At 60.8% G+C, this 24,629-nt stretch carries 20 protein-coding genes; 12 read left to right on the forward strand and 8 right to left on the reverse strand.

Features of this window, described 5'->3' with window-relative positions; all coding sequences use genetic code 11:
* The first annotated feature begins 82 nt into the window (after nt 1–82).
* Nucleotides 83–457, forward strand: coding sequence for a histone-like nucleoid-structuring protein MvaT (mvaT, locus tag AACY25_RS04770; protein WP_339522837.1), 375 nt, complete (start codon nt 83–85; stop codon nt 455–457).
* A 103-nt stretch (nt 458–560) separates the two neighbouring features.
* Here mvaT and sbcB read toward each other — a convergent pair whose 3' ends face one another.
* Nucleotides 561–1,991 carry an exodeoxyribonuclease I gene (gene sbcB / locus AACY25_RS04775; RefSeq protein ID WP_339522838.1) on the reverse strand — a complete coding sequence of 477 codons (1,431 nt, stop codon included), beginning with the start codon at nt 1,989–1,991 and terminating at the stop codon, nt 561–563.
* Between the two features lie 170 nt (nt 1,992–2,161).
* Between sbcB and AACY25_RS04780 the strand changes: the two genes are divergently transcribed.
* From AACY25_RS04780 to AACY25_RS04810, 7 genes are all read left to right on the forward strand, one after another.
* A complete protein-coding gene (locus AACY25_RS04780; protein WP_339522839.1) occupies nt 2,162–2,923 on the forward strand; it encodes a hypothetical protein in 762 nt (253 codons plus the stop codon).
* 101 nt (nt 2,924–3,024) lie between these two features.
* Nucleotides 3,025–3,747, forward strand: coding sequence for an RDD family protein (locus AACY25_RS04785; protein WP_339522841.1), 723 nt, complete (start codon nt 3,025–3,027; stop codon nt 3,745–3,747).
* Complete coding sequence (locus AACY25_RS04790) at nt 3,744–4,724, forward strand: stage II sporulation protein M (protein ID WP_339522842.1); 981 nt, start codon at nt 3,744–3,746, stop codon at nt 4,722–4,724. Before AACY25_RS04785 ends, AACY25_RS04790 begins: the two co-directional genes overlap by 4 nt.
* Nucleotides 4,711–6,288 carry a DUF4129 domain-containing protein gene (locus AACY25_RS04795; RefSeq protein ID WP_339522844.1) on the forward strand — a complete coding sequence of 526 codons (1,578 nt, stop codon included), beginning with the start codon at nt 4,711–4,713 and terminating at the stop codon, nt 6,286–6,288. The genes AACY25_RS04790 and AACY25_RS04795 overlap by 14 nt, the downstream gene beginning before the upstream one ends.
* Nucleotides 6,285–7,538 carry a DUF4350 domain-containing protein gene (locus AACY25_RS04800; protein WP_339522846.1) on the forward strand — a complete coding sequence of 418 codons (1,254 nt, stop codon included), beginning with the start codon at nt 6,285–6,287 and terminating at the stop codon, nt 7,536–7,538. The genes AACY25_RS04795 and AACY25_RS04800 overlap by 4 nt, the downstream gene beginning before the upstream one ends.
* Nucleotides 7,535–8,641 carry an AAA family ATPase gene (locus AACY25_RS04805; protein WP_339522848.1) on the forward strand — a complete coding sequence of 369 codons (1,107 nt, stop codon included), beginning with the start codon at nt 7,535–7,537 and terminating at the stop codon, nt 8,639–8,641. Before AACY25_RS04800 ends, AACY25_RS04805 begins: the two co-directional genes overlap by 4 nt.
* Nucleotides 8,642–8,681: 40 nt before the next feature.
* The gene (locus tag AACY25_RS04810; protein ID WP_339522849.1) at nt 8,682–10,013 is read left to right on the forward strand and encodes a DUF58 domain-containing protein; all 1,332 of its coding nucleotides are present in this window, start codon (nt 8,682–8,684) and stop codon (nt 10,011–10,013) included.
* A gap of 67 nt (nt 10,014–10,080) precedes the next feature.
* On the opposite strand, the gene AACY25_RS04815 is transcribed toward AACY25_RS04810, so the two are convergent.
* From AACY25_RS04815 to AACY25_RS04825, 3 genes are all read right to left on the reverse strand, one after another.
* Nucleotides 10,081–10,818 carry a nitroreductase family protein gene (locus tag AACY25_RS04815; RefSeq protein WP_339522850.1) on the reverse strand — a complete coding sequence of 246 codons (738 nt, stop codon included), beginning with the start codon at nt 10,816–10,818 and terminating at the stop codon, nt 10,081–10,083.
* Nucleotides 10,819–10,914: 96 nt separating this feature from the next.
* Nucleotides 10,915–11,397 (reverse strand): glutathione peroxidase, encoded by a 483-nt coding sequence (locus AACY25_RS04820; RefSeq protein ID WP_339413925.1) that lies wholly within the window; start codon nt 11,395–11,397, stop codon nt 10,915–10,917.
* A gap of 330 nt (nt 11,398–11,727) precedes the next feature.
* Nucleotides 11,728–12,213 carry an FKBP-type peptidyl-prolyl cis-trans isomerase gene (locus AACY25_RS04825; RefSeq protein ID WP_339522851.1) on the reverse strand — a complete coding sequence of 162 codons (486 nt, stop codon included), beginning with the start codon at nt 12,211–12,213 and terminating at the stop codon, nt 11,728–11,730.
* On the opposite strand from AACY25_RS04825, the gene AACY25_RS04830 reads away from it, so the two are divergent.
* The 4 genes from AACY25_RS04830 to AACY25_RS04845 all read left to right on the forward strand — a co-directional run bounded on the left by AACY25_RS04830 (nt 12,182) and on the right by AACY25_RS04845 (nt 17,040).
* Nucleotides 12,182–12,553 carry a DUF3565 domain-containing protein gene (locus tag AACY25_RS04830; protein ID WP_339522852.1) on the forward strand — a complete coding sequence of 124 codons (372 nt, stop codon included), beginning with the start codon at nt 12,182–12,184 and terminating at the stop codon, nt 12,551–12,553. The two genes, AACY25_RS04825 and AACY25_RS04830, sit on opposite strands and share 32 nt — an antisense overlap.
* The gene (locus AACY25_RS04835) at nt 12,554–13,741 is read left to right on the forward strand and encodes an acetate kinase (RefSeq protein ID WP_339522853.1); all 1,188 of its coding nucleotides are present in this window, start codon (nt 12,554–12,556) and stop codon (nt 13,739–13,741) included.
* A gap of 59 nt (nt 13,742–13,800) precedes the next feature.
* Complete coding sequence (pta, locus tag AACY25_RS04840) at nt 13,801–15,894, forward strand: phosphate acetyltransferase (protein ID WP_339413921.1); 2,094 nt, start codon at nt 13,801–13,803, stop codon at nt 15,892–15,894.
* 240 nt (nt 15,895–16,134) lie between these two features.
* Nucleotides 16,135–17,040 carry an acyltransferase gene (locus AACY25_RS04845; protein ID WP_339413920.1) on the forward strand — a complete coding sequence of 302 codons (906 nt, stop codon included), beginning with the start codon at nt 16,135–16,137 and terminating at the stop codon, nt 17,038–17,040.
* 28 nt (nt 17,041–17,068) lie between these two features.
* On the opposite strand, the gene AACY25_RS04850 is transcribed toward AACY25_RS04845, so the two are convergent.
* The 4 genes from AACY25_RS04850 to AACY25_RS04865 all read right to left on the reverse strand — a co-directional run bounded on the left by AACY25_RS04850 (nt 17,069) and on the right by AACY25_RS04865 (nt 24,628).
* Nucleotides 17,069–19,219, reverse strand: coding sequence for a putative bifunctional diguanylate cyclase/phosphodiesterase (locus AACY25_RS04850; RefSeq protein WP_339522855.1), 2,151 nt, complete (start codon nt 19,217–19,219; stop codon nt 17,069–17,071).
* 71 nt (nt 19,220–19,290) lie between these two features.
* The gene (locus AACY25_RS04855; protein ID WP_339522856.1) at nt 19,291–23,049 is read right to left on the reverse strand and encodes a response regulator; all 3,759 of its coding nucleotides are present in this window, start codon (nt 23,047–23,049) and stop codon (nt 19,291–19,293) included.
* 162 nt (nt 23,050–23,211) lie between these two features.
* Nucleotides 23,212–23,868, reverse strand: a complete 657-nt coding sequence (locus AACY25_RS04860) for an OmpA family protein (RefSeq protein WP_339413917.1) — start codon at nt 23,866–23,868, stop codon at nt 23,212–23,214.
* Nucleotides 23,869–23,980: 112 nt separating this feature from the next.
* The gene (locus tag AACY25_RS04865) at nt 23,981–24,628 is read right to left on the reverse strand and encodes an MBL fold metallo-hydrolase (protein ID WP_339413916.1); all 648 of its coding nucleotides are present in this window, start codon (nt 24,626–24,628) and stop codon (nt 23,981–23,983) included.
* Between the last annotated feature and the right edge of the window lies 1 nt (nt 24,629).

The raw sequence follows: 24,629 nt of genomic DNA on the forward strand, positions 1-24,629 counted from the left end.
ACCAATAAAGCGGTTTACTTGTGAAAAGTGCCTGACTACTATTGCTATCACTTAATCGCCAATCCCGAATCAGGTACCCATCATGTCGTTGATCAACGAATACCGCGCCACCGAAGAAGCCATCAAAGAACTGCAAGATCGCCTGAAAAATCTGTCGCAAGACGACAAACTGAAAAAAGAACTGGAATTCGAAGGCAAACTGCGCGCACTGATGGGTGAATACCAGAAGTCACTGCGCGACATTATCGCCATGCTCGACCCAGACGCTAAAGGCAGCAAAGCCACTCGCACTACCAAAACCACCGGCACCAAGCGCGCTCGCAAAGTTAAGCAGTACAAAAACCCGAACACCGGCGAAGTTATCGAAACCAAAGGCGGCAACCACAAGACATTGAAAGAGTGGAAAGCCAAGTGGGGCGGTGACGTCGTTGAAGGCTGGGCAACCCTGCTGGGCTAAGCCTGCCGCTCAAGCGACACAGGCTTAAAGCAAAAACGCCAGCGATGCTGGCGTTTTTTATGGGCGCTATGTCAAGAGAGCCTCTGGCATTTATCCTTATGGCCTACAAGGCATAACGCTGGCGTAATTGCTCAGCATAATCACGCCATTCCAGCAACATAGCGTGTTGCTCCGTACCACTACCTGGAAGTGCTGCGGTAAGTGCCTGACTGAATTGTTCGAGCGTATTTGGCGCACCATATTCGGGCTGGCTCAGACGCTGTTGGCAGAATGCGTACCAGCGCTGTTGCTCTTCAGCATTTAACGTCGCGGCGAAGTTGCGCGCCCGGTAACGAAACAACAATTCCGGCAAACGCTCATCATCAAATGGCCAAACTGCTTCGGCCAAACGCTGCGGTTCGGCACGCCGGACCTGTTCACACAGCCGTCGATCACGATCGCCAATAAAGCCATCGTATAGCTGCTGCTCAGGGTCTTGATTGGCAGCGAACTGTTCTTCGGCGTATACCTGCGCAAGTTTGTCCTGCCACAGCCCAGGATTGCTGCGTAACTGTTCGGCCTGCGCCTGATAAGCCGGCACATCGAGTTGCAGGCGCCGGATATCCTCGGCGCGCAAGACCTTCATTGGGGCAACAACCGGGCAACGATTGATATGCAACAACTTCAGTGGCACCGGCAATTCACCCTCGGCCAGTTGATCGCGGCGTGTGTATAAACGCGTACGCAATGTTTCAGCTGACTCATTGAGCAACGGCGAGATATCAGCCTGCAAGTCACAGACAATCAGCGCGTTGCGGTTACGCGGGTGCCAAGCCAACGGCAACACCACTGCCAGATAATGCCGCGCCCCGGCATAACGCCCGGAGATATGCACCAACGGCTGCAACAGGCGAATTTGATCCTGCACACGCTGTTTACTGCGCAGTTGATACAAGTAGTCATAGAGTTTGCGCTGCTTGCTGCGCAGCAAGCGCGCCAGAGCGATAGTGGCACGCACATCGGACAGCGCATCGTGAGCCTGGCCGTGCTCGATGCCGTTGGCCGCAGTCAGGCGCTCCAGCTTGAGGGTCACCCGCCCGTCTTCTTCCGGCCAGACGATACCTTCCGGGCGTAGAGCATAGGCCGTACGCACCAGATCGATCAGATCCCAGCGGCTATTGCCACCCTGCCATTCACGGGCATAGGGGTCGAAGAAATTACGGTACAGGCTGTAGCGCGTCACCTCATCATCGAAACGCAGGCTGTTGTAGCCCACCCCGCAAGTGCCGGGCAGCGACAGCTCGGCATGCACACGGCTCATAAACTCGGCTTCATCCAGGCCATGCTGCGCCAACTTGCTCGGGGTAATCCCGGTTACCAGACAGGCTGCAGGATGCGGCAGGATGTCGTCGCTGGGCTGGCAGTAAATATTCAGCGGCTCCGCAATTTCATTGAGCTCTTCATCGGTGCGAATCCCCGCGACCTGCAGCGGCCGGTCGCGCCGCGGGTCAATACCGGTGGTTTCGTAGTCGTACCAAAAGAGGCTGGAAGTCACTGTCATGTCCTGATGCTGAGGCGCTGGCAGTCTACCACCCTGAAAGCATCAGGCAGACAAGCGCAGAACCTTGCGCCAGCGCACGCCCCGCGTGGTGCCTATGCCTTGTGGGGCGTCCTGACGGCGACTAGAGTGGGAGGCTCGGTAACCACTCAACACAAGGACGCCCCATGAGTGATATAAGCCCCAGCAATCCATACGCTGCTCCCGCCAGCGCGCTGCAGGAAACGCCACGTGACAGCCAGGTACCCAGCATCGAAGAAGCCCTGAGCCGTGGCTACGACTTCACCATCAGTGACCTGCTCAGCGAAGCTTGGCAGCGAGTAAAAGGCACCAAAGGCATCATCATCGGCGGCTTTCTGGTGTTCTACGCTGTGCTGCTCGCGGCGTCCTTTCTGATTGGCGGCTTTTTCGGCCTGTTGGGCGTAGTCAGCGAAAGTCCGATGCTCGCGGTCGTCGCCGAGCTGGTCATCGGCATTCTGGCCTCGGCCCTGGCTTATCCCTTTATGGCTGGGATCAACATGATCGGCATCCGTCGCGCCGCCGACCAACCGATCAGCTTCAATGACATCTTCAGCCACTTCGGCCGCACCGTGCCGCTGGTGATTACCGCGATTATCAGCATGCTGCTGATCTACCTCGGCATGTTCCTGCTGATCATTCCCGGCCTGTACCTGGCCATCGCTTATATGTTGGCCATCCCGCTGGTGGTTGAGCGCGGCCTGACGCCGTGGCAAGCCCTGGAAGCCTCGCGCAAGGCGATTACCCAGCGCTGGTTCAAGGTGTTCGGCCTGTTCCTGTTGCTGGGTCTGATCACTCTGGTCAGCGCAATCCCGCTGGGTATTGGTCTGGTCTGGACCATTCCGCTGTTTGTCATCGCCATGGGCGTGCTCTATCGCACCATTTTTGGTGTATTACCTGCGCCGCAATAATCCTCACTAAATAGCCCCGCTGCACCGGTTCAAATCACTGAGCCGGTTGCTTCCCTGCCTGCTGCTGGCTAGCATCGGGCTTTCCTCGACGCAGTCTGCCGATGTCGCCCACGCCAACCCCTGCTTCAGTCGCCGCTCACCCGCTGCTGGATACCCGCTATAAGGTGGAGACACCGGAAGGCATCGACCTGATCCTGCGCCCGGCGGGTGTAGTGCCGCGCGCGCTGGCATTCAGCATTGACCTGCTGATTCGCGGCGCGCTGCTCGGCGCTATGTTTGCCGTGCTGGCGCTGCTCGGCCAGTTCGGTATGGGCCTGGGTACCATCCTGCTGTTTCTCGTGACCTGGTGGTACATGGTGCTGTTTGAAGTGCTCAACCAGGGCCGCTCACCCGGCAAGCAGATGATGGGCCTGCGGGTGATTCATGACGACGGCACGCCGATTGGCTGGGCCGCCTCGCTGACCCGCAATCTGCTGCGCTTCGTCGATATCCTGCCGTTTGGTTACACCCTGGGTATTCTCAGCTGCCTGAATCATCCGGCGTTCAAGCGCTTGGGCGATATCGCAGCCGGCACCTTGGTGGTGTATCGCGATAACGCACCGGCAGCCCCCGAATTGCCGCAAGCCGAAGCGCTGCGTGCACCGTTCAGCATGAGCCTGAGCGAGCAGCGCGCCCTGCTCGGATTTGCCGAGCGAGCCCAGAGCCTGTCCAGCGCAAGACGCCAGGAGCTGGCAAGCATCCTTGCCGAACCTTTGCAGGTACCCACCGAACAGGCCGAACAGCAGATCCACGGGATTGCCCGTGGTTTGTTGGGGCCGGCATGAAACAGAGTCTGTTTGAACACCAGCACCAGGCCGACTGGCAAGCCTTCAACACGCAGCTCGAAGCCCTTGAGCGCGGTAAAGCCGATAGCCAGCAGTGCAAGGCCTTTGCCGCCGACTACCGCAGCCTGTGCCAGCACCTGGCCCTGGCGCAGAGTCGTGGCTATAGCAGCCACTTGATCGAGCAACTGCAACTACTGGCCATGCGCGGTCATCAGCAGTTCTATCGCCACCGCAGCCCATTGGGCGGCCAATTACTCGGCTTTATCCTCGCGGGCTTTCCGCGCTTGGTCCGGGCCGAATGGCGCTTTGTCGTCGCCGCCAGCCTGCTGTTCTTTGGCAGCCTGCTGCTGATGGGCGCGCTGGTGTATCACTTCCCCGATTTGGTCTATGGGGTGATGGGACCCGACCAGGTCGCCGATATGGAAAAGATGTATGACCCCGACGCCAGACGCATCGGCCGCTTTAGCGAACGCGACTCCGGCGATGACTGGATGATGTTCGGCTACTACATCATGAACAACATCGGCATTGCCTTTCAGACCTTTGCCAGCGGCCTGCTGTTTGGCCTGGGCAGTCTGTTCTTTCTGCTGTTCAACGGCTTGATGATTGGCGCCGTAGCCGGCCATCTGACGCAAATCGGCTATGGCGAGACCTTCTGGTCATTCGTCGTCGGCCATGGCGCGTTCGAACTCACCGCCATAGCCCTGGCCGGTGCGGCCGGTCTGAAGCTCGGCTGGGCGCTGCTAGTGCCCGGCCGCCTGCCACGCGGTGAAGCCCTGCGGGTAGCCGCTGGCAGCAGCGTGCGGCTGGTCGGCGGGGTCATCGTGTTTCTCCTGCTGGCTGCTTTCATTGAGGCCTACTGGTCATCCATGGACCTGGCCAGCCCCGCGATCAAATACGCAGTCGGCGCCGCACTCTGGTTGCTGGTACTGGCCTATCTGCTACTGGCTGGCCGAGGTGCACATGCGCCTGACTGATGCCAGCGTCGCCATTCGCCCGCGCAGCGCCTGGGAAGCCGTCGACCTCGGCGTGTTATTGGCCAAGCAGCACGCCGGCCTGCTGATGGCCAGCTGGGCACTGGTGACCGTGCCGATCTTCGCCCTGCTGTGCCTGCTGCTGTGGGATTATCCAAGCATCGCCGTGCTGATTTTCTGGTGGCTGAAGCCGGCTTACGAGCGCTTGCCGCTGTACATCCTCTCTCATGCTCTATTCGGCGCTAAGCCGAGCCTCAAGCAGGCGCTGCAAGCCCTGCCCGGCCTGCTCAAACCGCAACTGCTGGCCAGTCTGACCTGGCGGCGGCTAAGCCCGACACGCAGCTTCGACCTGTCCGTGATGCAGCTTGAAGGTTTGTCCGGTAAGGCCCGCAGCCAGCGCCTGATCGTGCTCGGCCAGCGCGATGCCGGCGGCGCCAGCTGGCTGACGATAGTCGGCGTGCACCTAGAAATGGCGCTATGGTTCGGCATCATCAGTTTCGTCTACATGCTCCTACCGGCCCAGATGGAGCTGGACTGGACCTGGGACAGCCTGATCAATGCTGCCTCGGGCGAGTGGCTGTGGCTCGAGCACCTGTCCAATCTGATCTATGTCCTGGTGCTGACTCTCTGGGAGCCTATCTACGTCGCCTGCGGCTTCACCCTCTACTTGAACCGCCGCACTGCCCTGGAAGCCTGGGATATCGAACTGGTTTTCCGACAGCTGCGCCAGCGTCTTACAGGCGTAGCTTATGCCCTGCTGCTGGGCTGCGGCCTGCTGTTAATGCAGGTACCAAATAGCGCCATGGCTGCCGCAAACGCAAGTAGCTGCCCGCTACCGATTGAAGATCCCATGGGGCCAGAGGCCGAACGCCTGCTCAAGCAACCGCTGACCAGCCTGGAAGCGCGGGACAGCATCAGCCAGCTGCTCGATCAGCCCCCGTTCGAACATCGCGAAACCGTCACCCGTTGGCGCCTCGGCGAAGAACCCAAGGAACCCAGCGAAGAAGACGCCAAGGCGCTGATTGAGCTGCTGGAGAAGTTCTTCAAACTCACCGAGATGTGGAAAAGCATCGACGCCGTAGCGCTGTTCTTCGAGGTGCTGCTATGGGCCGCACTGTTCAGCCTGATCGCCTGGCTGCTATGGCGCTACCGCGACTGGCTGAGCACCTTTGCCGGGCGCTTGCGCTTGCCGCAAGCGCGCAAATACCAAGCGCCAGAGCAGCTGTTCGGCCTGGAAGTCGCGCCACAAAGCCTGCCAGCGGATATTCCCGGTGAGGTTGAGCGACTCTGGGATGAGCAGCCGCGCGCCGCCCTCGGCCTACTCTACCGCGCCCTGCTCAGCCGCATGCTGCATGAACAACGCCTGCCGCTAAAAAGCTCGCACACCGAAGCCGAAGTGCTGCAACTGGTGCAGGCGCTGCAGCAGAAAGACCTCAGTCACTTCAGCCAGGCTTTAACCCGCCACTGGCAGAACCTCGCCTACGGCCATCGCCTACCGCCGGCTGCACTCAAACAAGGCCTATGTAACGCCTGGCGACGCCTGTTTGAACAAGAGGCGCAGGCATGAACCGGCGCCTCCAGTTCTTCCTCGGCGCAGGTCTGCTGCTGGCGCTCGGCCTGCTCGGCATCTACCTGCTGGGTAAACTCACGCCTTATCAGGAAACCCTCGAACACGGCCCCGATCCCGAAGCGCGGGCCAATCCTTATCTCGCAGCCGAACACTTCCTGCGCAAACAGGGTCTGCAAGTGCAGCGCGCCGATGGCCTGGAGGCCATGAGGGGCCTGCCAAGCGCCGGGCAAACCCTGTTGCTGCTCGGTGACCGCAACAGCATGACGCCCAAGCAGGCCGAACGCCTGCTGGCCTGGACCGCTAAGGGCGGGCACCTGCTGTTTGTCGCAGAACGGCTGTGGGATGAAGAGGACGGTAAAAGCGGCGACCTGCTGCTAGACAGCCTGGGCATCCAGCAGTACGAGAGCGAAGAGCTCGAAGAAAACGCCAGCGAAGCGACGGATGAAGAGACCTCGACAGAGGACGAGCACGACGCCGAGCAGCAAACCGAGCCGATGCCCGGTGAAGAGGCACCGGCGGCTGCCGACGAAGGCAACGCCTACCCGGAGCTGACCCAGCTGTATCTCGAGAATGAAGAGGCTCCGGCCTATTTCAACTTCGACACTGACTACCACCTCTACGATGCCGAAAACCGCGCCCATGCCTGGGCCAACAGCGATGCGGCCACTCACTTGCTGCAGCTCTACCATGGCGATGGTTTGATCAGCGTGGTCAGCGACAGCTGGATCTGGCAAACCGAGGGCATCGGCGAATACGACAACGCCTGGCTGCTCTGGTACATGACCCAGGACAGCCAGGTCACCCTGCTCTACCGCGCCGACCGCGATGACCTATTCAGCCTGCTGCTTGAGCACTTCCCCCAGGCGCTGGTCGCCCTGGCACTGTTGCTGGCATTCGGCTTGTGGCACCTGGGCATGCGTCAGGGTCCGCTGCTGCTACCCGCCAGCCGTAACCGCCGGCAGTTGCAGGAACACCTGCGTGGCAGCGCCGACTTCCTGCTGCGCCACAATGGTCAGCACAGCCTGCTGCAAGGCTTGCAGCAAGATATTCAGCGCCGCGCGCGGCATCGTCACCCCGGTTTCGAACGCCTTGCGGTGGCCGAGCAATGGCAAATACTCAGCCGCCTGACCCGCCAACCTTCCAGCGTTATCAGCCAAGCCATGCGGCCGCTGCCCAGGCAGCGACTGGCCGCCGCCGACTTCACCCGCCAGGTCGCCAACCTGCAAACCCTCAGGAATGCCCTATGACGAGCGAACACACCCCCGAACAGCCGGAAAACGCAATCGAACCCATTGCCGTAACCCCTGAGCCCGTCACCGAGACACCAGCTGCGGCACCCGTTGCGACACCAGCGCCAGCTGCCCCGGCAGCCGCAGCAGCCAACCCAAATGCGCAGCGCCAACGTGCCAGCCAGTTGGCTCAGGCACTGCGTGGTGAACTGCAGAAAGCCCTGATCGGGCAGACGGCGGTGATCGACGATGTGCTCAGCGCCCTGATCGCCGGCGGCCATGTGCTGGTCGAAGGGGTGCCCGGCCTCGGCAAGACCCTGCTGGTACGCGCGCTCGCACGCTGCTTTGGTGGTGAATTCTCGCGCATCCAGTTCACCCCGGATCTGATGCCCAGCGACGTCACCGGCCACGCCGTATACGACCTGCAAACCGAGCAGTTCAAGCTGCGTAAAGGGCCAGTGTTTACCAACCTGCTGCTGGCGGATGAAATCAACCGCGCTCCGGCCAAGACCCAGGCGGCGCTGCTGGAAGTCATGCAGGAACGTCAGGTGACCCTGGAAGGCCGCGCGCTGAATGTGCCGCTGCCCTTTATGGTGCTGGCCACGCAGAACCCGATCGAGCAGGAAGGCACCTACCCGCTGCCGGAAGCCGAACTCGACCGTTTTATGCTCAAGCTGCGCATGGATTACCCCGAGCAGATCGAAGAGCTGAACATGGTTCGCCAGGTCGCGCGCTCGAGCAAAGCCGACATGCTCGAAGTCACGCCACTGCGCACTCTGTTACAGGCCCGCGATGTCCTTGCGCTGCAGAAGATTGCCAGTGACCTGCCGATCGATGAGCAGGTGCTCGACTACGCCGTGCGCATCGCCCGCGCCACTCGCACCTGGCCGGGCCTGGCCATCGGTGCCGGGCCGCGCGCATCAATTGCCCTGGTACGTTGCGGCCGAGCCCGCGCCCTGCTGCGCGGCGGTGATTTCGTGCTGCCGGATGACATCAAGGGTTGCGCCCTGGCCGTACTGCGCCACCGCGTGCGGCTGTCGCCGGAGCTGGATATCGAAGGCCTGTCGGTGGATCAGGTGCTGCAACAACTGCTCGACCAAGTTCCGGCACCGCGCCTATGACACCCACATTGAAACAGTCCGCAACGAAAGGCGCACCGGCATGAAACCCTCGCGCGCACTGCTGGCGCTGCTCGCCGGCCTGTTCGTCCTCGGCATTGCGCTGGGCACCTGCAGTGCCCTGGGCGTTGCCATGCCGCGCAGCTTTACCTCGATCTACTGGGGCCTGCTACTGGTGCTGCTCGGCCTAGCGCTGATCGATGCCCTGCTACTGCGCAAAATGCCCTCGCCGCGCATCGAGCGCCAGCTACCCGGCAACCTGCCGCTGGGACGCTGGAGCGAAGTGCGACTGAATCTGCACCACGGCTACAACCGTGCGCTACAGGTGGAGGTATTCGACCATCTGCCCGGCGACATGGCCTTCGAGCACCTGCCGCTCAAGGTCGATCTACACCCCGGCGAGCAGACTCAGGTCAGTTACCGCGTGCGCCCGCTACTGCGCGGACACTTCCACTTTCCCCAGTGCGAAGTGAGCCTGCCCAGCCCCATGGGCCTATGGCGCGCCCAGCGCAATCTGCCGCTGGCGGCGGAAACCCGTGTCTATCCAGATTTCGCCCGCCTTTACGGCGCGCAACTGATGGCGGTGGATGACTGGCTCAGCCAGCTTGGCGTGCGTCAGCAGCAACGCCGCGGGCTGGGTCAGGAGTTCCACCAGCTACGCGAGTTCCGCGACGGCGACACCCTGCGCCAGATCGACTGGAAAGCCACCGCGCGCAAACGCACACCAATTGCCCGTGAGTACCAGGACGAGCGTGACCAGCAGATCATCTTCCTACTCGATTGCGGCCGACGCATGCGTAGCCAGGATGGCGAGCTGTCGCATTTTGATCACGCCCTCAACGCCTGCCTGCTGCTCAGCTATGTGGCGCTACGCCAGGGCGATGCGGTGGGTCTGTCGACCTTTGCTAGCGAGCAGAACCGCTTCCTCGCGCCGGTGAAAGGCCAGGCGCAGCTGAATGTGCTGCTCAATGCCCTGTACGACCTGCACAGCACCCAGCAACCGGCGGACTTCACCGCCGCAGTGGAAAACCTCCTCAGCCGTCAGCGCCGCCGCGCTCTAGTGGTGCTGGTAACCAACCTGCGTGATGAAGATGACCAGGCACTGCTCGGCGCGGTCAAACGCCTGAGCCGCCAGCACCGCGTGCTGGTCGCCAGCCTGCGCGAAGAAGTGCTGGATACCCTGCGCCACACCCCGGTGCAGGACCTCTCCAGCGCCCTGGATTACTGCGGCACCCTGGACTACCTGAACGCCCGCGCCGGCCTGCACGAACGCCTGATTGCCAACAAGGTGCCGGTGCTGGATGCGCGCCCGAGCGAGCTGGGCCCTCAGTTGGTGAGCAGTTATCTGGCCTGGAAAAAAGCCGGCGTTCTCTAGCGCTGGCTAATACCGACGCCGATGTAGGTTGGCACTGAGCGCAGCGAAGCCCAGCAAGCTGCACGACTCACAACCAGGTTACATGCTGCTCCAACGGAAAGCGCAGACGCGGGTTGTATACGCCCTTCCCATCCTGCCTGCCCACCGCCAGCAACATGATCGGCAACGCCTGCCGCGGGATGTTCAGGGTCTTGCGCAGGCGCACCTCATCGAAGCCTTCCATTGGGCAGGTGGCATAGCCATGGCTCTGGAAGGCCAGCATCAGGTTCTGCGCCGCCAATGCCGTGGACTTCACCGCCCAGATACGCATCTGCGCCTGACTGTTGGGCGCGCGCATCAGCGGCTTGCGCCAGGCCGCCACACGCAGCAGCTGACGCTTGAACAGACCGAGCAGACCGAATGGGCCCTGGTTGTACTGAAAGGGTGCGGTCTTGTTGTAGAAGCTGCGAATCCGCGCCGGCACTTCAGGCTCCGGCCAGTAGTCGATGATGTTCTGGCAAGCCTGCTTCCAGGTGTCCGGGCGCGCCAGCACGGCAATAATCAGCGGCGCCTTGGCGGCGTTCTGGCTCATGCACACCGGGTGCAAACGGGCCAGCAACGCAGGGTCGCGAATCACCTGAAAGCTCCAGGGCTGTAGGTTGCAGGAATTCGGCGCGAGCACCGCCAGCTCCAGGCAATCACGTACCACTTCATCGGGCACTGCTTCGGCGGTAAAGCGACGCACCGCGCGGCGACTCTCGATCAGCTCACGCAGCGCGGCGGGGGTGGCGGGGGAAATGCAGGTGTCGGTAGGGAACAGGCTCATCGGGGACATCCTCGGCAGATCGCCCGATTAAGCCGCGATGCTCGGCTACGGACAAGCCATATACCGGCTTAGTCCGCAGCCTTGGCGCAAATGGCCTTAGCCCAAGGCCTTTTCGATTGCCTGGATAATGCTCGGATCATCCGGCGTGGTGCGCGGCGAGAAGCGCGCCAGCACGCGACCGTCGTGACCAACGAGGAATTTCTCGAAATTCCAGGTGATATCACCAGGAAACTCGGCCCCCTCGCCTGCCAGCAGACGGTACAGCGGATGACGCTCCGGCCCGTTCACTTCAAGCTTGCTGCCCAGGGGAAAAGTTACGCCGTAGTTGAGGCTGCAAAACTCGCGGATGGCTTCCTCACTGTCGGGCTCCTGCTCGGCAAACTGATTGCACGGCAGCCCCAGCACGCTGAAGCCCTGCCCCTTGTACTGCTGATAGAGCTTTTCCAAGCCTGCATATTGCGGCGTGAGGCCGCATTTGGAGGCCACATTGACCACCAACACTACCTGCCCTTTAAAGGGTGCCAGCGGCAGCTCTTGGCCATCCAGTGCACGCAGGTTGAGGTCGTGAAAGGCACTCATGGCTAACTCCTTGAGAACACACGGGTTACACGTAGCGGACAAAAAAGGCGCCTATCTGAAGGCGCCTTTCTTCTGTTGCAGCTTAGCAGTCGCTCGTTGGGATGAAACGACCGCAAGTCGTTTCATCGAGCAGGCAATTCTAACTTATGGCCTAGCGAGCTAGAGTCAGGCAAGGCAAAGTTGGGCGAGGAAGCGGAGTTTACTGGTGTAAATAAGCATTACTCGTTTCACTCGCCCTTCGGGCCGCGCTGAAGCGCGTTAGCCGCTAGCGGCTTGCCGAGCCCAACTTTAACGCCGCCTGGCCGACGCGCAGCAGGCCAGGATTGCTGCTTAGTGGTGATGACCACCTTCGCCATGGATATGCCCATGCGCGACTTCTTCTTCGCTGGCATCACGCACGCTGACAACCTTGACTTTGAAGTGCAGGCGCTGGCCAGCCAGTGGGTGGTTACCGTCAACGATCACATCGTCGCCGTCCAGTTCGCGGATGGTGACGATCTGCATGCCGCCATCCGGACCGGAAGCGTGAAACTGCATGCCGACTTCCAGCTCATCAACGCCTTCGAACATCGAACGGTTGAGGGTGGCTACCAGCTCGGCGCTGTATTCGCCGTAGGCGTCTTCCGGTTCGACTGCAACGTCCAGCTCATCGCCAGCTTGCTTGCCCAGCAGGGCTTTTTCCAGGCCGCCGATGATGTTGCCGGCACCGTGCAGATAAGCCAGCGGCGCGCCGCCTTCGGAACTATCGATCACCTCACCGGCATCGTTAGTCAGGGTATAGTCGATGGAGACGGCCTTATTGGCGGCGATCAGCATGGGGCGAGACCTTTTGCTTGGAAATAAAGAGCGAGCAAGTTTACCCAAGGGCACGCGCGAAAGCGAACCGCACGCAGACGGACGGCCAAGCGCGGCCTTAGTGCGCGTGCTTGATTTTCGTCAGGATGAGCACGGCGATTGGCTGGCAGTATTGTCCTGCGGCCATACTCAGCACCTGCGCCACCAGCCGCCCTGGCAAAATCGCGCCTGGGTGTTGGATGCCCAACAGCGCCAGACGCAGCTGGAAAAACCTTTCCTCTGCGGCTGGTGCGCGGCTGAAAATTCCGCAAGCGAGGCGCTGATAGAGCGCTCGAACCAAGATTTGAACAAGGAGCGGTAAATGCCCGCGCGCAACATTCTGGTGATCAACTGCGGCAGTTCATCGATCAAGTTTGCCCTAATCAACGAAGAGCAAGACGCCTTTATCCTTAGTGGCCTGGCCGAGCGTTTGGGCAGCCCGGATGCGCAAGTGCACTGGCAACAGGGCGACAATAAAGACAGCCTGATTCTGCCCCATGCCGATCACCGCGCCGCTCTTGCCCAGGTGTTGCCGCTGGTACAGACCGCAGCAAACGGCCAGCTGCACGGCATCGGTCACCGCGTGGTACATGGCGGCGAGCACTTCACCACAGCTTGCCGTCTGGATGCACTGAGCCTCGCCGCGATTCGCGCCACAGCGCCGCTGGCACCCCTGCACAACCCGGCTAACCTGCTGGGCATTGAAGCGGCGATCAAACTGTTCCCGAACCTGACCCAGGTGGCGGTGTTCGACACCGCATTTCACCAGACCCTGCCCGAACACGCCTACCGTTACGCCCTGCCCGAGCACCTGTACCGTGAACATGGCGTTCGCCGTTATGGCTTCCATGGCACCAGCCACCGTTTTGTCAGCCAGCGCGCCGCAAAAATGGCCGGGCTGCCGGTCAATGCCAGCAGCTGGCTGGTGGCACACCTGGGCAATGGCTGCTCGACCTGCGCCATCGTCGATGGGCAAAGCCGCGACACCAGCATGGGCCTGACGCCGCTGGAAGGCGTGGTAATGGGCACGCGCAGCGGCGATGTCGATCCCAACCTGCATAGTCATCTGGCCCGCACCCTGGGCTGGAGCCTGGAGCAGATCGAAACCATGCTCAATAAAGACAGCGGCCTGCAGGGCCTTTCCGGCCTGTCCAACGACATGCGCACCCTGGAGCAGGCCCGTGAACAGGGCCATGCTGGCGCCACCCTGGCCATCGAGGTGTTCTGCTACCGCCTGGCCAAATCCCTGGCAGCCATGAGCTGCGCACTGCCGCAACTCGACGGGTTGATTTTTACCGGCGGTATCGGCGAGAACTCGGCGCTGATCCGCAACAAGACCGTCGCTCACCTGAAATTGCTCAACCTAGTGCTCGACGAGCAGGCCAATGCCCGCACCGTGCGCGGCGCGGCCGGGCCTATCCAGGCCCACGGCCATCCGCGCGTGCTGGTCGTGCCGACCAATGAAGAACGCCAGATTGCCCTCGACACCCTCGCGCTACTCGAAGCCTGAGCACATAGCATTCCATTGGGCTTCGCTACGCGAAGCGCCACCCAATACCTGGAGACAGCATGCATACCTTCTTTATTGCTCCCACCGGTTTCGGCGTTGGCCTTACCTCGATCAGCCTGGGCCTGGTCGGCGCCTTGGAGCGAGCCGGCCTCAAAGTTGGCTTCTTCAAGCCCATCGCCCAGCCGCATCAAGGCGACATGGGCCCGGAGCGCTCCAGTGAGCTGATCGCCCGTACCCATGGCCTGCACTCACCGAAACCGCTGGCTCTAACGCATGTCGAGCGCATGCTCGGCGACGGTCAACTGGATGAACTGCTGGAAGAAATCATCAGCCACTATCAGCAAGCGGCTGAAGGCAAAGACGTGGTGATCGTCGAAGGCATGGTGCCGACGCGCCAGGCCAGCTATGCCGCGCGGGTTAACTTCCACCTGGCCAAGAGCGTGGATGCCGAGGTAATTCTGGTCTCCGCACCAGAGCAGGAAAGCCTCAGCGAACTAAGCGATCGGGTGGAGATCCAGGCCCAGCTGTTTGGCGGGCCGAAAGACGAGAAAGTGCTCGGCGTCATCCTCAACAAGGTGCGCAGTGACGACGGCATTGAAGCCTTCGCCAACCGCCTGAAAGAGCTCTCGCCGTTGCTCAAGGGCGATGACTTCCGCCTGCTCGGCTGCATCCCCTGGCAGGACGAACTGAACGCCCCGCGCACCCGTGACATTGCCGACCTGCTCGGCGCGCGGGTGCTGAATGCCGGCGATTACGAGCAGCGGCGCATGCTGAAAATCGTGCTCTGCGCCCGCGCTGTAGCCAACACCGTGCAACTGCTTAAACCCGGCACGCTGGTGGTGACGCCGGGGGACCGCGACGACATTATCCTCGCCGCCAGCCTGGCCGCCATGAATGGCATGCCGCTGGCCGGCCTGCTGCTGTGCAGCGATTTCGCCCCCGATCCACGAATCATGGAGCTGTGCCGTGGTGCGCTGCAGGGCGGTTTGCCGGTGATGACGGTGAGCACTGGCTCCTACGACACCGCGACCAATCTCAACCGCCTGAACAAGGAAATCCCGGTCGACGACAAAGAGCGTGCGGAAACAGTGGCCAACTTCGTCGCCAGCCATATCGACCACGAATGGCTGTTCGCCCGCTGCGGCACGCCACGCGAACTGCGCATGTCGCCACCGGCGTTCCGCTATCAGCTGGTACAACGTGCCAAGGCTGCGAAAAAGCGCATTGTCTTGCCGGAAGGCAGCGAACCACGCACCGTGCAGGCCGCTGCCATCTGCCAGGCGCGTGGCATCGCCCGCTGCGTGCTGCTGGCCAAACCGGAAGATGTTCACGCGGTGGCGCACGCCCACGGCATCGAATTGCCGGAAGGCCTGGAAATCCTCGACCCGGACCTGGTCCGCGAGCGCTATATCGAGCCGATGGTTGAGCTGCGCAAGGGCAAAGGGCTGAATGCGCCGATGGCCGCCGCACAACTGGAAGACACCGTGGTACTGGGCACCATGATGCTCGCACTGGATGAAGTCGATGGCCTGGTTTCCGGGGCAATCAACACCACCGCAAACACCATCCGCCCGGCACTGCAGCTGATCAAGACCGCGCCTGGTTACAAACTGGTGTCCTCGGTGTTCTTTATGCTGCTGCCCGATCAGGTGCTGGTCTACGGTGACTGTGCGGTAAACCCCGACCCGACAGCGGTGGAACTGGCGGAAATCGCTATACAAAGCGCGGCATCGGCCAGTGCCTTCGGCATTACTCCGCGCGTGGCGATGCTCAGCTACTCCACCGGTGATTCCGGCAGCGGTGAAGAGGTCGAGAAAGTTCGCGAGGCCACCCGCCTGGCCAAGGCCATCGATCCGCAACTGCTGCTCGACGGCCCGCTGCAATACGATGCGGCGGCAATTGAAAGCGTCGGCCGGCAGAAGGCACCCGGCAGCCCGGTTGCCGGACGTGCCACGGTGTTTATCTTCCCCGACCTGAATACCGGCAACACCACCTACAAAGCGGTGCAACGCAGCGCCGATTGCGTCAGCGTCGGACCGATGCTGCAGGGCCTGCGCAAGCCGGTAAATGATCTGTCGCGCGGCGCACTGGTCGATGACATCGTCTACACCATCGCCCTGACCGCAATTCAGGCCGCCAACCTGCCGCAGTAACCAACAACTACAACAGAGCCGTCTACGGCCAGCCCTGCCCAGGAAAAGAGCTAAAAATACGCGAAAGGCAGCGATCACCAGCGTTTCGAAAGGCTTGCAGTTCGGTGCACAGGCGTTAACCTGTGCGCCGACCGATCTGTGGTGGAAAACCACAGGCATAGATAAGTCGGAGCAGTTCCGCTGAGCACCACCCCATCGTTCTCAGCAGAACTGCTCCATTTTTTGGAGGCACCTGCCCCAATGCTGCATTTTCTGCCTGCCCCTGTTCGTGGCTGTCTCGCCGCCCTGATGCTCGCTCTGAATACCCTGATCTGCTGCTGGCCGCTGTTTGCTGTGGCCTTGCTCAAACTGCTGCTGCCTATTCCCGCGATCCAGCGAGGCTTGCGCTTTGTGATGCATGGGATTGCCGAGTTCTGGATCAGCACCAACAAATTCTGGATGAACCTGGTTGGCCGCACGCACTGGGATGTGGCTGGCCTCAGCGGCTTCGACAAGCAGCATTCCTATCTGGTGACCAGCAACCACCAGAGCTGGGTGGATATTCTGGTGCTGCAATACCAGCTCAACCGACGCGCTCCTTTTCTGAAGTTCTTTCTTAAGCGCGAGCTGATCTGGGTGCCGGTAATTGGCCTGTGCTGGTGGGCGCTGGAATTCCCGTTTATGAAGCGCTTCAGCAAGGAATACCTGGCTAAACACCCTGAGAAACGCGGCCAGGACCTGGCCACCACGCGCAAGGCCTGTGCGCGCTACAAGACCAACCCGGTGGCGGTGTTCAACTTCCTCGAAGGCACGCGCCTGTCTCCCGCCAAGCACGCGCAGCAGCAGTCACCCTTCAAGCACCTGCTCAAGCCCAAGGCTGGCGGCATTGCCTTTGTTCTCGATGCCATGGGAGAGCAACTGCACAGCCTGGTCAATGTCACCATTCATTACCCGCAGGGCAACCCTGGCTTCTGGGACCTGTTGTGCGGGCGAATTGAGCAGGTGGTAGTGCGCTTCGATCAGCTGCAGATTCCCGAAGAATTTATTGGCGGCAACTACGATCAGGACGAAGCCTACCGTCTGCAGTTCCAGCAGTGGGTCAACCAGCTGTGGCTGGACAAGGATGCGCAACTCGATGAGCTGAAGAAGCGCTACCCCGCGCGCTAACTAAGCACTGCAACAACCTCAAGTCCGCTTAATCTGCGGGCTTTTCATTGAGCAACGGCAAATTCTGCCAATCCAGCTGTGCGGGGAAGGTCTTCAATTGATCGGCGCTCAGACCCGGCGCGACCAAAAAGCCCTGCATGATGGCGCAGTTATGCGCCGCCAGCCAATCGCGCTGGACCATGGTCTCCACGCCCTCGGCAATCACTTCCAACCCCAGGTTACGCCCCAGGTCGATGATGGTGCTGACCACCGCAGCGTCGCGCGGCGAGTCGAGCATATTGGAGATAAACAGACGGTCAATTTTCAGCGTATCCAGCTCGAAATGGCGCAGGTAGGCCAGTGATGAGTAGCCGGTACCGAAGTCATCGATGGCGATCTTCACGCCCAGCTTACGCAACTGGCGTAACTGCTCCTGACTGGTTTCCAGATCCTGCATCAGCGCACTTTCGGTCACCTCCACCTCCAGCTGCTGGGGATCTAGCTGGTGCTCTTCGAGCACCCGGCGCAAGTCTTCGACCAGCTGCGGCATGCCGAACTGCACCGGGCTGACATTCAGGCTAAGCACCAGCTCAGTACCGTACTGCTGGCTAAGTTGCCGGCATTTTTCTACCCCTGCCCGAAAGATCCAGCTACCCAGGCGATTGATCAGGCGGGTCTCTTCCAGCAGTGGAATAAACACCCCTGGCGCCACGGTACCGGCAACCCGGTGCTGCCAACGCAGCAACCCTTCGAAACCACGCAAGCGCCCGCTTTGCAGATAGATCTGCGGCTGATAGACCAGCACAAAATCGTCATTGTCGATGGCACTGCGCAGGCTCTCCTCAAGCATCAGCCGTGAGCGCGCACGCCCGTTCATTTCCGTGGAAAAAAAACGGTATTGCTGGCGGCCGGCACGCTTGGCCTCGTACATGGCCATGTCCGCGGCACGTAGCAAGCCTTCCACGGTTTGCCCGCATTCGGGGAAACAGGCAATGCCCACGCTCGCCCCCAGGGTAACGTCTATGCCGTCTAGGCTATGCCTTACCGACACCTGCTCAATCAGCTTTTCGGCAATTCGCGCAGCGTCTTCAGGATGCTCCAGGCTGTCGAGCAAGGCGGTGAACTCATCACCGCCAATGCGTGCCAGGCTGTCATAGGGGCGCAAGCTGATCTTGAGTTGCTCACCGACCAGCTTCAGTAAGCGGTCGCCTACATCGTGACCGAGTGAATCATTGATACGTTTGAAACCATCCAAATCGAGATAAAGCACGGCCATACGCTGGCCACTGCGATCAATCCGCGCCAACGCCGAATCCAAAGCCTGATAGAAGCCGCGGCGGTTGAGCAGGCCGGTCAAGGCATCGGTAATCGCCTGCGACTCCAGCTGCTGGTGCAAATGGCGCACCACCGACATATCCAGCGCCATGATGACCATGGCGTGCTGCAAACGTGGCAAGGGTGAACAGGAGAGCGCCACCGGGACCTGCCCCCCCGTCAGCGTACGTAGGCTGGCATCGTGTAGACGATATGACTCACCGCGCCGCCACTGCCGGTAGAACTCTGACATGCGCCACTCGCAAGTCACCTGAGGGTTGAGCAGGTAGGAAAGCATTTCACTGCCTTCCAGATCGCTAATCGCACCATCAAGCATGCGCGCCATGGCTGGGTTGGCGAAATTGATACGGCCATCTTCACCGACCACCATAATCCCTTCGGCGGCGTTATCCAGCACCGACGCATTGAACGCCCGTGCCGTATCCAATTGCTGGGTCAGCTGCAACAGCTCACTGCGGTTGCGCTCGTGTTCCAGCAGGGCATGAATCTTGTGGCGCAAGATGTTGGAGTCGAACGGCTTAAGCATGAAGTCCACCGCGCCGGTGGCATAGCCTTTGAGTACCGACTCCTGAGTCTGGGCGATAGCGGAAACAAAGATGATCGGGGTATAGCGAGTACGCGGATTACCGCGCATCAACCGGGCAACTTCGAAGCCGTCCATGTTGGGCATCTGCACATCCAGCAGTACCAGGCCGACGTCTTCTTCGAGGAGACACTGCAAGGCTGCCTCGCCCGAGTCGACACAGCGCAGTTGCCAGTCGCCTTCCTCCAGCAGAGCTTGCATGGCCTCCAGATTTTCCGGACGGTCGTCTACTACCAATAGAATCTGTGTACTGGCGGCGATTTTCAGCTGCACGTGTGCCATATATCCTCCCTTGTCCCTGGCGAGCGCCTTGCGACTCCTGTTGCGGTACAGGGTAGCAGGCCACGACAAAACTACTGCGGCGGCGCTGCAGGCGCCTCGAATGAGCCAGCATGCGGGTCAGCAGTAGCCAGCCAACGTACCAGCAGCTCCAGCAAGGCTTCGCGGCTGACTGGTTTGGCCAGATAATCATCGGCCCCCGCGGTGATGCATTTCTCCCGATCGCCCTTCATCGCATGAGCGGTCAGGGCGATGATCGGAATGCTGCAGCCATGCTCGGTCTTGAGCAGCCGGGTGGCCGTGTAGCCGTCCATGGTCGGCATGGCCATATCCATCAGGATCAGGTCGAACGGCTCACGCTCGTAACAATTGATAGCTTCCTGGCCGTCCTTGGCCGAGCTGATGATCAGCCCCACCTCATCCAGCAAAGCCGTCAGCGCATAGACATTGCGCACGTCATCATCCACCAGCAACACGCGCAGCCCCTCCAATGGATTCTGTGCCCTTGGCACGCCAACCCGCGAGGAATCACTTACGCCGCCCAGAAAACCCTGTACCGCTTCACTGAGCGCCTGCATATCCTCACCATGCTTGTGCACCACTACCGCGCTATAACGGCGAAGTCGCTGAAAGGCCTGACGTGTGACGTCGACACCGGTATTGATCACCACCCGCGTGCCATTCAGCGGCCGCTGCCGGTTGAAGCTTTCCAGCAATTCAAAACCGTCCTGATCGGGTAGATCGAGATCGATCACCAATGCACTAAACACCCCGTCGGCATAGGCCTGTTGCGCTTCATCGGCGCGGGCACAGGCCTGTACGGTGAAACCCAATTGCTCTAGATGTTCACGGTAATGCTCGCGCTCAACCTCAACATCCTCGACCAGCAACAGGCGCTGTGCGGGTAGCTGGTCAATCTGCTGCAGGTCGACAAACACCTGTTCCAAATCCGCCCGCTGGATGGGTTTGACCAAATAACGCGTACCGTCATCGTTCCAATCCACCGGTTGCGGTACGCAGGAGATGATATGCACCGGCGTGCTGCGGTGGCTGGCCTGGCTGCGCAGGCGGCGAAACAGCTGCCAACCGCTGATATCCGGCAGCAGAATATCCAGGATCACCGCGCTAAATCGTTCGCTTTGCAGCACACTGAGTGCCTGCACTCCAGAGCGGCAATGCACGCTGGCAAAGCCGTGGGCGTGGGCTTCCTCGGCGAGTACGGCGGCAAAATTCACATCATCCTCGACAATCAGCACAGCTGGACCCTCGCCAATACGCTGTGGCGCTTCTGCTATTGGCTCCATCGGCGCCTGTGCCACCACCCGCACCGGCAGCTGCACGGTAAAGCAGGAGCCTTGGCCTGGTGTGCTTTGCAAACCTATTTCGCCGTCCATCGCCAGCACCAGCTGACGGGTAATTGCCAGCCCCAACCCGGTGCCGCCAAAACGCCGGCTGGTGGAGCCGTCGATCTGCTGAAACGCCTGAAAAATCTGCTCATGCTGCTCGGCAGGGATACCAATACCGCTGTCGCGCACGCTGAAGTTGAGCAGTTCATGGCCCTCCTCCGGCTCGCCTCTGGCGCAGGAGACGGTCAGGCTGACCTCGCCATGCTCGGTAAATTTCAGGGCGTTGGACAACAGATTGCGCAAGATCTGCTGCAGGCGGATGCGGTCCGTGTGGATCACCCGCGGCACACCGGCCTCCAGCTGGGTATGCAGCCGCAGCCCCTTGATCTCAGCCATTGGCCGCAGGCTGGCATCCAGCTCGACGAGAATGTCCTGCATGTTCAAGGGTTCGAGCTTGAGCTGCATACGCCCGGATTCGACCTTGGCCAGATCCAGCACATCGTTGATCAGTTGCAGCAGATCACTGCCGGCACGGTGCACGATATCGGCATGCTTGGCCTGTTTCTCGGTCAGGTTGCCAGCACTGTTCAGACGCAACTGGTCGCTAAGGATCAGGATGCTGTTGAGCGGCGTGCGCAGCTCATGGGACATGTTGGCGAGAAACTCCGACTTGTAGCGGTTGGCCAGAATCAACTGCTCGGCCTGGTCGCGCAGGCGCTGCTCGGCCGCCTTGCGCTCGCTGATATCAATAATCACCGCCTGCACCAGAGCATCCTCACCGCCGCGGATAGGCGACAGCCCCACCTCTAGCGGAATCAGCCGTCCATCGCGGTGCTGCCCGAACAGCTCACGGTTATTCCCCATACGTCGCGGCTCTGGGGATTTTTGATACCCCTGACGCATCGGAACATGGCTGCCACGCAGGGCCGCAGGCAGCAGAGTCTCCACTGGCTGCGCCAGCAACTCCTCCCGGGCATAGCCAAACAGCTGCTCGGTCTGACGATTGACCATGGCAATACAGCCTTGGTTATCGACCAATACGATGGCATTGGGAGATGCCTCGACCACCAGACGAAAACGCTCTTCAGCGCCTTTGCGGGCGCGCAGGTCAATCAGATTGATCAGGTAATTGACGCCACCCGAATCACCCAGCACGCTCAGGCTAAGCCCCACTGGCACCTCTTCACCCAGGTCTCGGCGCGCCAGGTACTCATTGACCAACTCGGCACTGTCGTGATCGATGGCCAGCTCACTCAACTGCTCGACCGTCGGCAGAAAGCGTTTGACCCGCTCTCCGATCAACCCCTCAGGCGTCGAATCGAGCAAGTCAGCAGCACTGCGGTTGGCCATTTCGATACGGCCCTGGGCGTTGCACAGCAGCGTTGCCACCGGCAAGCGCTCGACCAACAGACGAAAGCGCTCCTCGCGTTCGCGCAGCTTATCGGTGGCCAGGTGATTGGCGTGCAGCTCACGCTCACGCAGGTACAGATAGCCGCCGACCAACAAGGCCAGTAAGGCCGCGGCCACCAACCCGACCCACAGGCTGATGCCACCACGGCTTGGCATGGCCGCCTCATACGCAGCCGTGCTGGTCACTTCCAGCACCCAGTGGCGTCCATAGAGTGGCAACTCCAACACATGCTGAAACTGCGGCGGCCGCATGGAGGCTTGCGCGTCGACGCTTAACAACGGGGTTTTCAAAGCCTGCTGGTCCTTGATCGCCACATCGAAGCGCTGCCCTTGCGCGCCGAGAATGCCTTCCATCAGCTCATGACTGCGAAACGCTCCATGCACCACGCCCAGCAAGGCCGCCCGGCGCTCCTCGGCAGTACTCTGCGGCATGTTGGGCAGGTATACAGGCAGGAACAGCAGTACCCCGCCCTGCACATTGGTATCGGTTTCCTGGCGCAGGGTGACGGGCGCACTGAGTATCGCCTGGCCCGTATCGATAGCCTGCTCAACCGTGGTGCGGCGTACGGTTTCGCTGAGCAAATCAAAACCCAGCACCCGGCGATTACGCCAATCCAGCGGGCTGATGTAGTCGATCAACAGGTAGTGTTCGCGCGTCCCCGTGGGGAGTGCGCGGTAATCGGCGCGTCCCTGGCTCTGCTGTGAGGCCAGATAGGCATCAAGCTGCTCGGCACGCAAGTAGCGCGACCATGCCAGGCCGAGGATGCCTGGGTAGCGGTCCTGCAGTTGCAGCTGATCGATAGCACGGTCCCATTCCGCCAGGGACACATAATCACTGCCAGTCATCAACCCGGAAACGCCACGCAGAACCATCTCATAAGCGCGCATGCGGCTTTTCACCCGCTGGCCAATGTCCTGCGCCTCCAGCTCAAAGCGCTGCTGGTGCTGCTCGCGCTCACGCTGCTCGAAGACTTGCCACTGCCAAACGATCAACGCCCCCAGACCAAGCGACAAGGCCAGGGTGACCCATAACGGCAACCAGGGTTTACGCGAGGTGGAAGCATGCCTGTCGTCCATGATTTCTCCAGTTTTCGTCCATGTCCGGCGCGTCGATGCGGCAGGGTTATTGGTACCACTGCCAGCAGTCTAGACATGATTTGAACGGCTGACCGAGTCTAAATCGCAGGCATAAAAAAGCCGCGCATTCGGGCCAATGCGCGGCTTTTTTACAACCTGCGGCTACAGTGGGCGCAGGTTGATTTCTACCCGGCGATTCTGTGCGCGACCTGCCTCATTGGCATTGCTGGCAATCGGCTGATTGGGGCCAGCGCCATAAGACGACAGCCGCGAGGCCGGAACGCCATTGGCACTCAGATACGAGGCCACACTCTGCGCACGGCGGTTTGACAGGTTCTGGTTCAACTCCAACGAACCGGTGCTGTCGGTATGGCCGACAATATCCACACCATTCTTGTCGAACTCCTTGAACACCGTGACCAAGGAGTTAAGGGTTGGATAGAAGCTGCTGGAAATATCCGCCGAATTGCTGGCAAAGGTGATATTGCCCGGCATGATCAGCTTCAGGTCATCACCATTGCGCTGCACCTGCACGCCGGTGCCCTGCAAGGTCTGGCGCAGTTTGGCTTCCTGGGTGTCGACGTAATAACCGTAACCACCACCGGCCGCACCACCGACTGCCGCACCGATCAAGGCACCTTTGGCGCGGTCCTTCTTGCTGGACGTGGCCGCACCAATCACCGCACCGGTAACTGCGCCAACACCACCGTAGATGCCCGCCTTGCCCGCTTCACGCTCACCGGTATAAGGGTTGGTGGTACAGCCGGCGAGCACGCCAAGACCGAGGGTAACAACAGCCAGATTTCGCCACAGCTTCATGCGTACTTCCTTTGAATGTTGGATCAGGGAATATCAGGTTAGCACCTGAGTTTTCGAGCCCTATACGTGGTTAAAGTTCATTACAGGGGAATTGAGTAGGCAAACGCACGAGCTAAGCGCGGACAAACGGGTTATCACGCATCTCATCACCGAGGCGCGTATCGGCGCCATGGCCGGTCACCACGGTGGCGTCCTCGTCCAGGCTGTACAGGCGCTGCTTGATCGAGCGCTCAATGGTCGGGTAATCGCCGCCCCACAAGTCGGTGCGACCGATACCCCGTTTGAACAGGGTGTCGCCGGCAATCAGCAGCTTGTCCTGCGGGAACCAGAAGCTCATCGAGCCGGGCGTATGCCCCGGCGTATGCAGCGCAACGCCGCAGCCGCAGGCCAGTTCTTCATCATCGGCCAACCATTGATCCGGAGCCGGCACCGGGGTGTAGGGCACGCCGAACATGCGGCACTGCATCTCCAGGTTGTCCCAGAGGAACTGATCTTCCTTATGCAGGTGCAGGGTCGCGCCGGTCTTCTCCTTCATCTGCCCGGAAGCCAGGAAGTGATCCAGATGGGCGTGAGTGTGGATAATGCTCACCACCTTCAGCCCATGGGCCTCCAGGCGCGCCATGATGTGCTCGGGGTTACCACCTGGATCGACCACGATGGCCTTCTTGGTCAGCGGGTCGCCAATAATCGTGCAGTTGCACTGCAAAGGCCCGACGGGGAAGGTTTCTCGGATCAGGGTCGGGGTTGCGGCAGAATTCATG

The sequence above is a fragment of the Pseudomonas sp. EA_35y_Pfl2_R111 genome (genome assembly GCF_963970955.1).
Lineage (GTDB): Bacteria > Pseudomonadota > Gammaproteobacteria > Pseudomonadales > Pseudomonadaceae > Aquipseudomonas.

What these genes read in the sequence shown, in the direction of transcription:
- mvaT (WP_339522837.1), top strand. Translation starts at nt 83, where the DNA reads ATGTCGTTGATCAACGAATACCGCGCCACCGAAGAAGCCATCAAAGAA.
- AACY25_RS04780 (WP_339522839.1), top strand. Translation starts at nt 2,162, where the DNA reads ATGAGTGATATAAGCCCCAGCAATCCATACGCTGCTCCCGCCAGCGCG.
- AACY25_RS04785 (WP_339522841.1), top strand. Translation starts at nt 3,025, where the DNA reads ATGTCGCCCACGCCAACCCCTGCTTCAGTCGCCGCTCACCCGCTGCTG.
- AACY25_RS04790 (WP_339522842.1), top strand. Translation starts at nt 3,744, where the DNA reads ATGAAACAGAGTCTGTTTGAACACCAGCACCAGGCCGACTGGCAAGCC.
- AACY25_RS04795 (WP_339522844.1), top strand. Translation starts at nt 4,711, where the DNA reads ATGCGCCTGACTGATGCCAGCGTCGCCATTCGCCCGCGCAGCGCCTGG.
- AACY25_RS04800 (WP_339522846.1), top strand. Translation starts at nt 6,285, where the DNA reads ATGAACCGGCGCCTCCAGTTCTTCCTCGGCGCAGGTCTGCTGCTGGCG.
- AACY25_RS04805 (WP_339522848.1), top strand. Translation starts at nt 7,535, where the DNA reads ATGACGAGCGAACACACCCCCGAACAGCCGGAAAACGCAATCGAACCC.
- AACY25_RS04810 (WP_339522849.1), top strand. Translation starts at nt 8,682, where the DNA reads ATGAAACCCTCGCGCGCACTGCTGGCGCTGCTCGCCGGCCTGTTCGTC.
- AACY25_RS04815 (WP_339522850.1), bottom strand. Translation starts at nt 10,818, where the DNA reads ATGAGCCTGTTCCCTACCGACACCTGCATTTCCCCCGCCACCCCCGCC.
- AACY25_RS04820 (WP_339413925.1), bottom strand. Translation starts at nt 11,397, where the DNA reads ATGAGTGCCTTTCACGACCTCAACCTGCGTGCACTGGATGGCCAAGAG.
- AACY25_RS04830 (WP_339522852.1), top strand. Translation starts at nt 12,182, where the DNA reads ATGGAGACGGCCTTATTGGCGGCGATCAGCATGGGGCGAGACCTTTTG.
- AACY25_RS04825 (WP_339522851.1), bottom strand. Translation starts at nt 12,213, where the DNA reads ATGCTGATCGCCGCCAATAAGGCCGTCTCCATCGACTATACCCTGACT.
- AACY25_RS04835 (WP_339522853.1), top strand. Translation starts at nt 12,554, where the DNA reads ATGCCCGCGCGCAACATTCTGGTGATCAACTGCGGCAGTTCATCGATC.
- pta (WP_339413921.1), top strand. Translation starts at nt 13,801, where the DNA reads ATGCATACCTTCTTTATTGCTCCCACCGGTTTCGGCGTTGGCCTTACC.
- AACY25_RS04845 (WP_339413920.1), top strand. Translation starts at nt 16,135, where the DNA reads ATGCTGCATTTTCTGCCTGCCCCTGTTCGTGGCTGTCTCGCCGCCCTG.
- AACY25_RS04850 (WP_339522855.1), bottom strand. Translation starts at nt 19,219, where the DNA reads ATGGCACACGTGCAGCTGAAAATCGCCGCCAGTACACAGATTCTATTG.
- AACY25_RS04855 (WP_339522856.1), bottom strand. Translation starts at nt 23,049, where the DNA reads ATGGACGACAGGCATGCTTCCACCTCGCGTAAACCCTGGTTGCCGTTA.
- AACY25_RS04860 (WP_339413917.1), bottom strand. Translation starts at nt 23,868, where the DNA reads ATGAAGCTGTGGCGAAATCTGGCTGTTGTTACCCTCGGTCTTGGCGTG.
- AACY25_RS04865 (WP_339413916.1), bottom strand. Translation starts at nt 24,628, where the DNA reads ATGAATTCTGCCGCAACCCCGACCCTGATCCGAGAAACCTTCCCCGTC.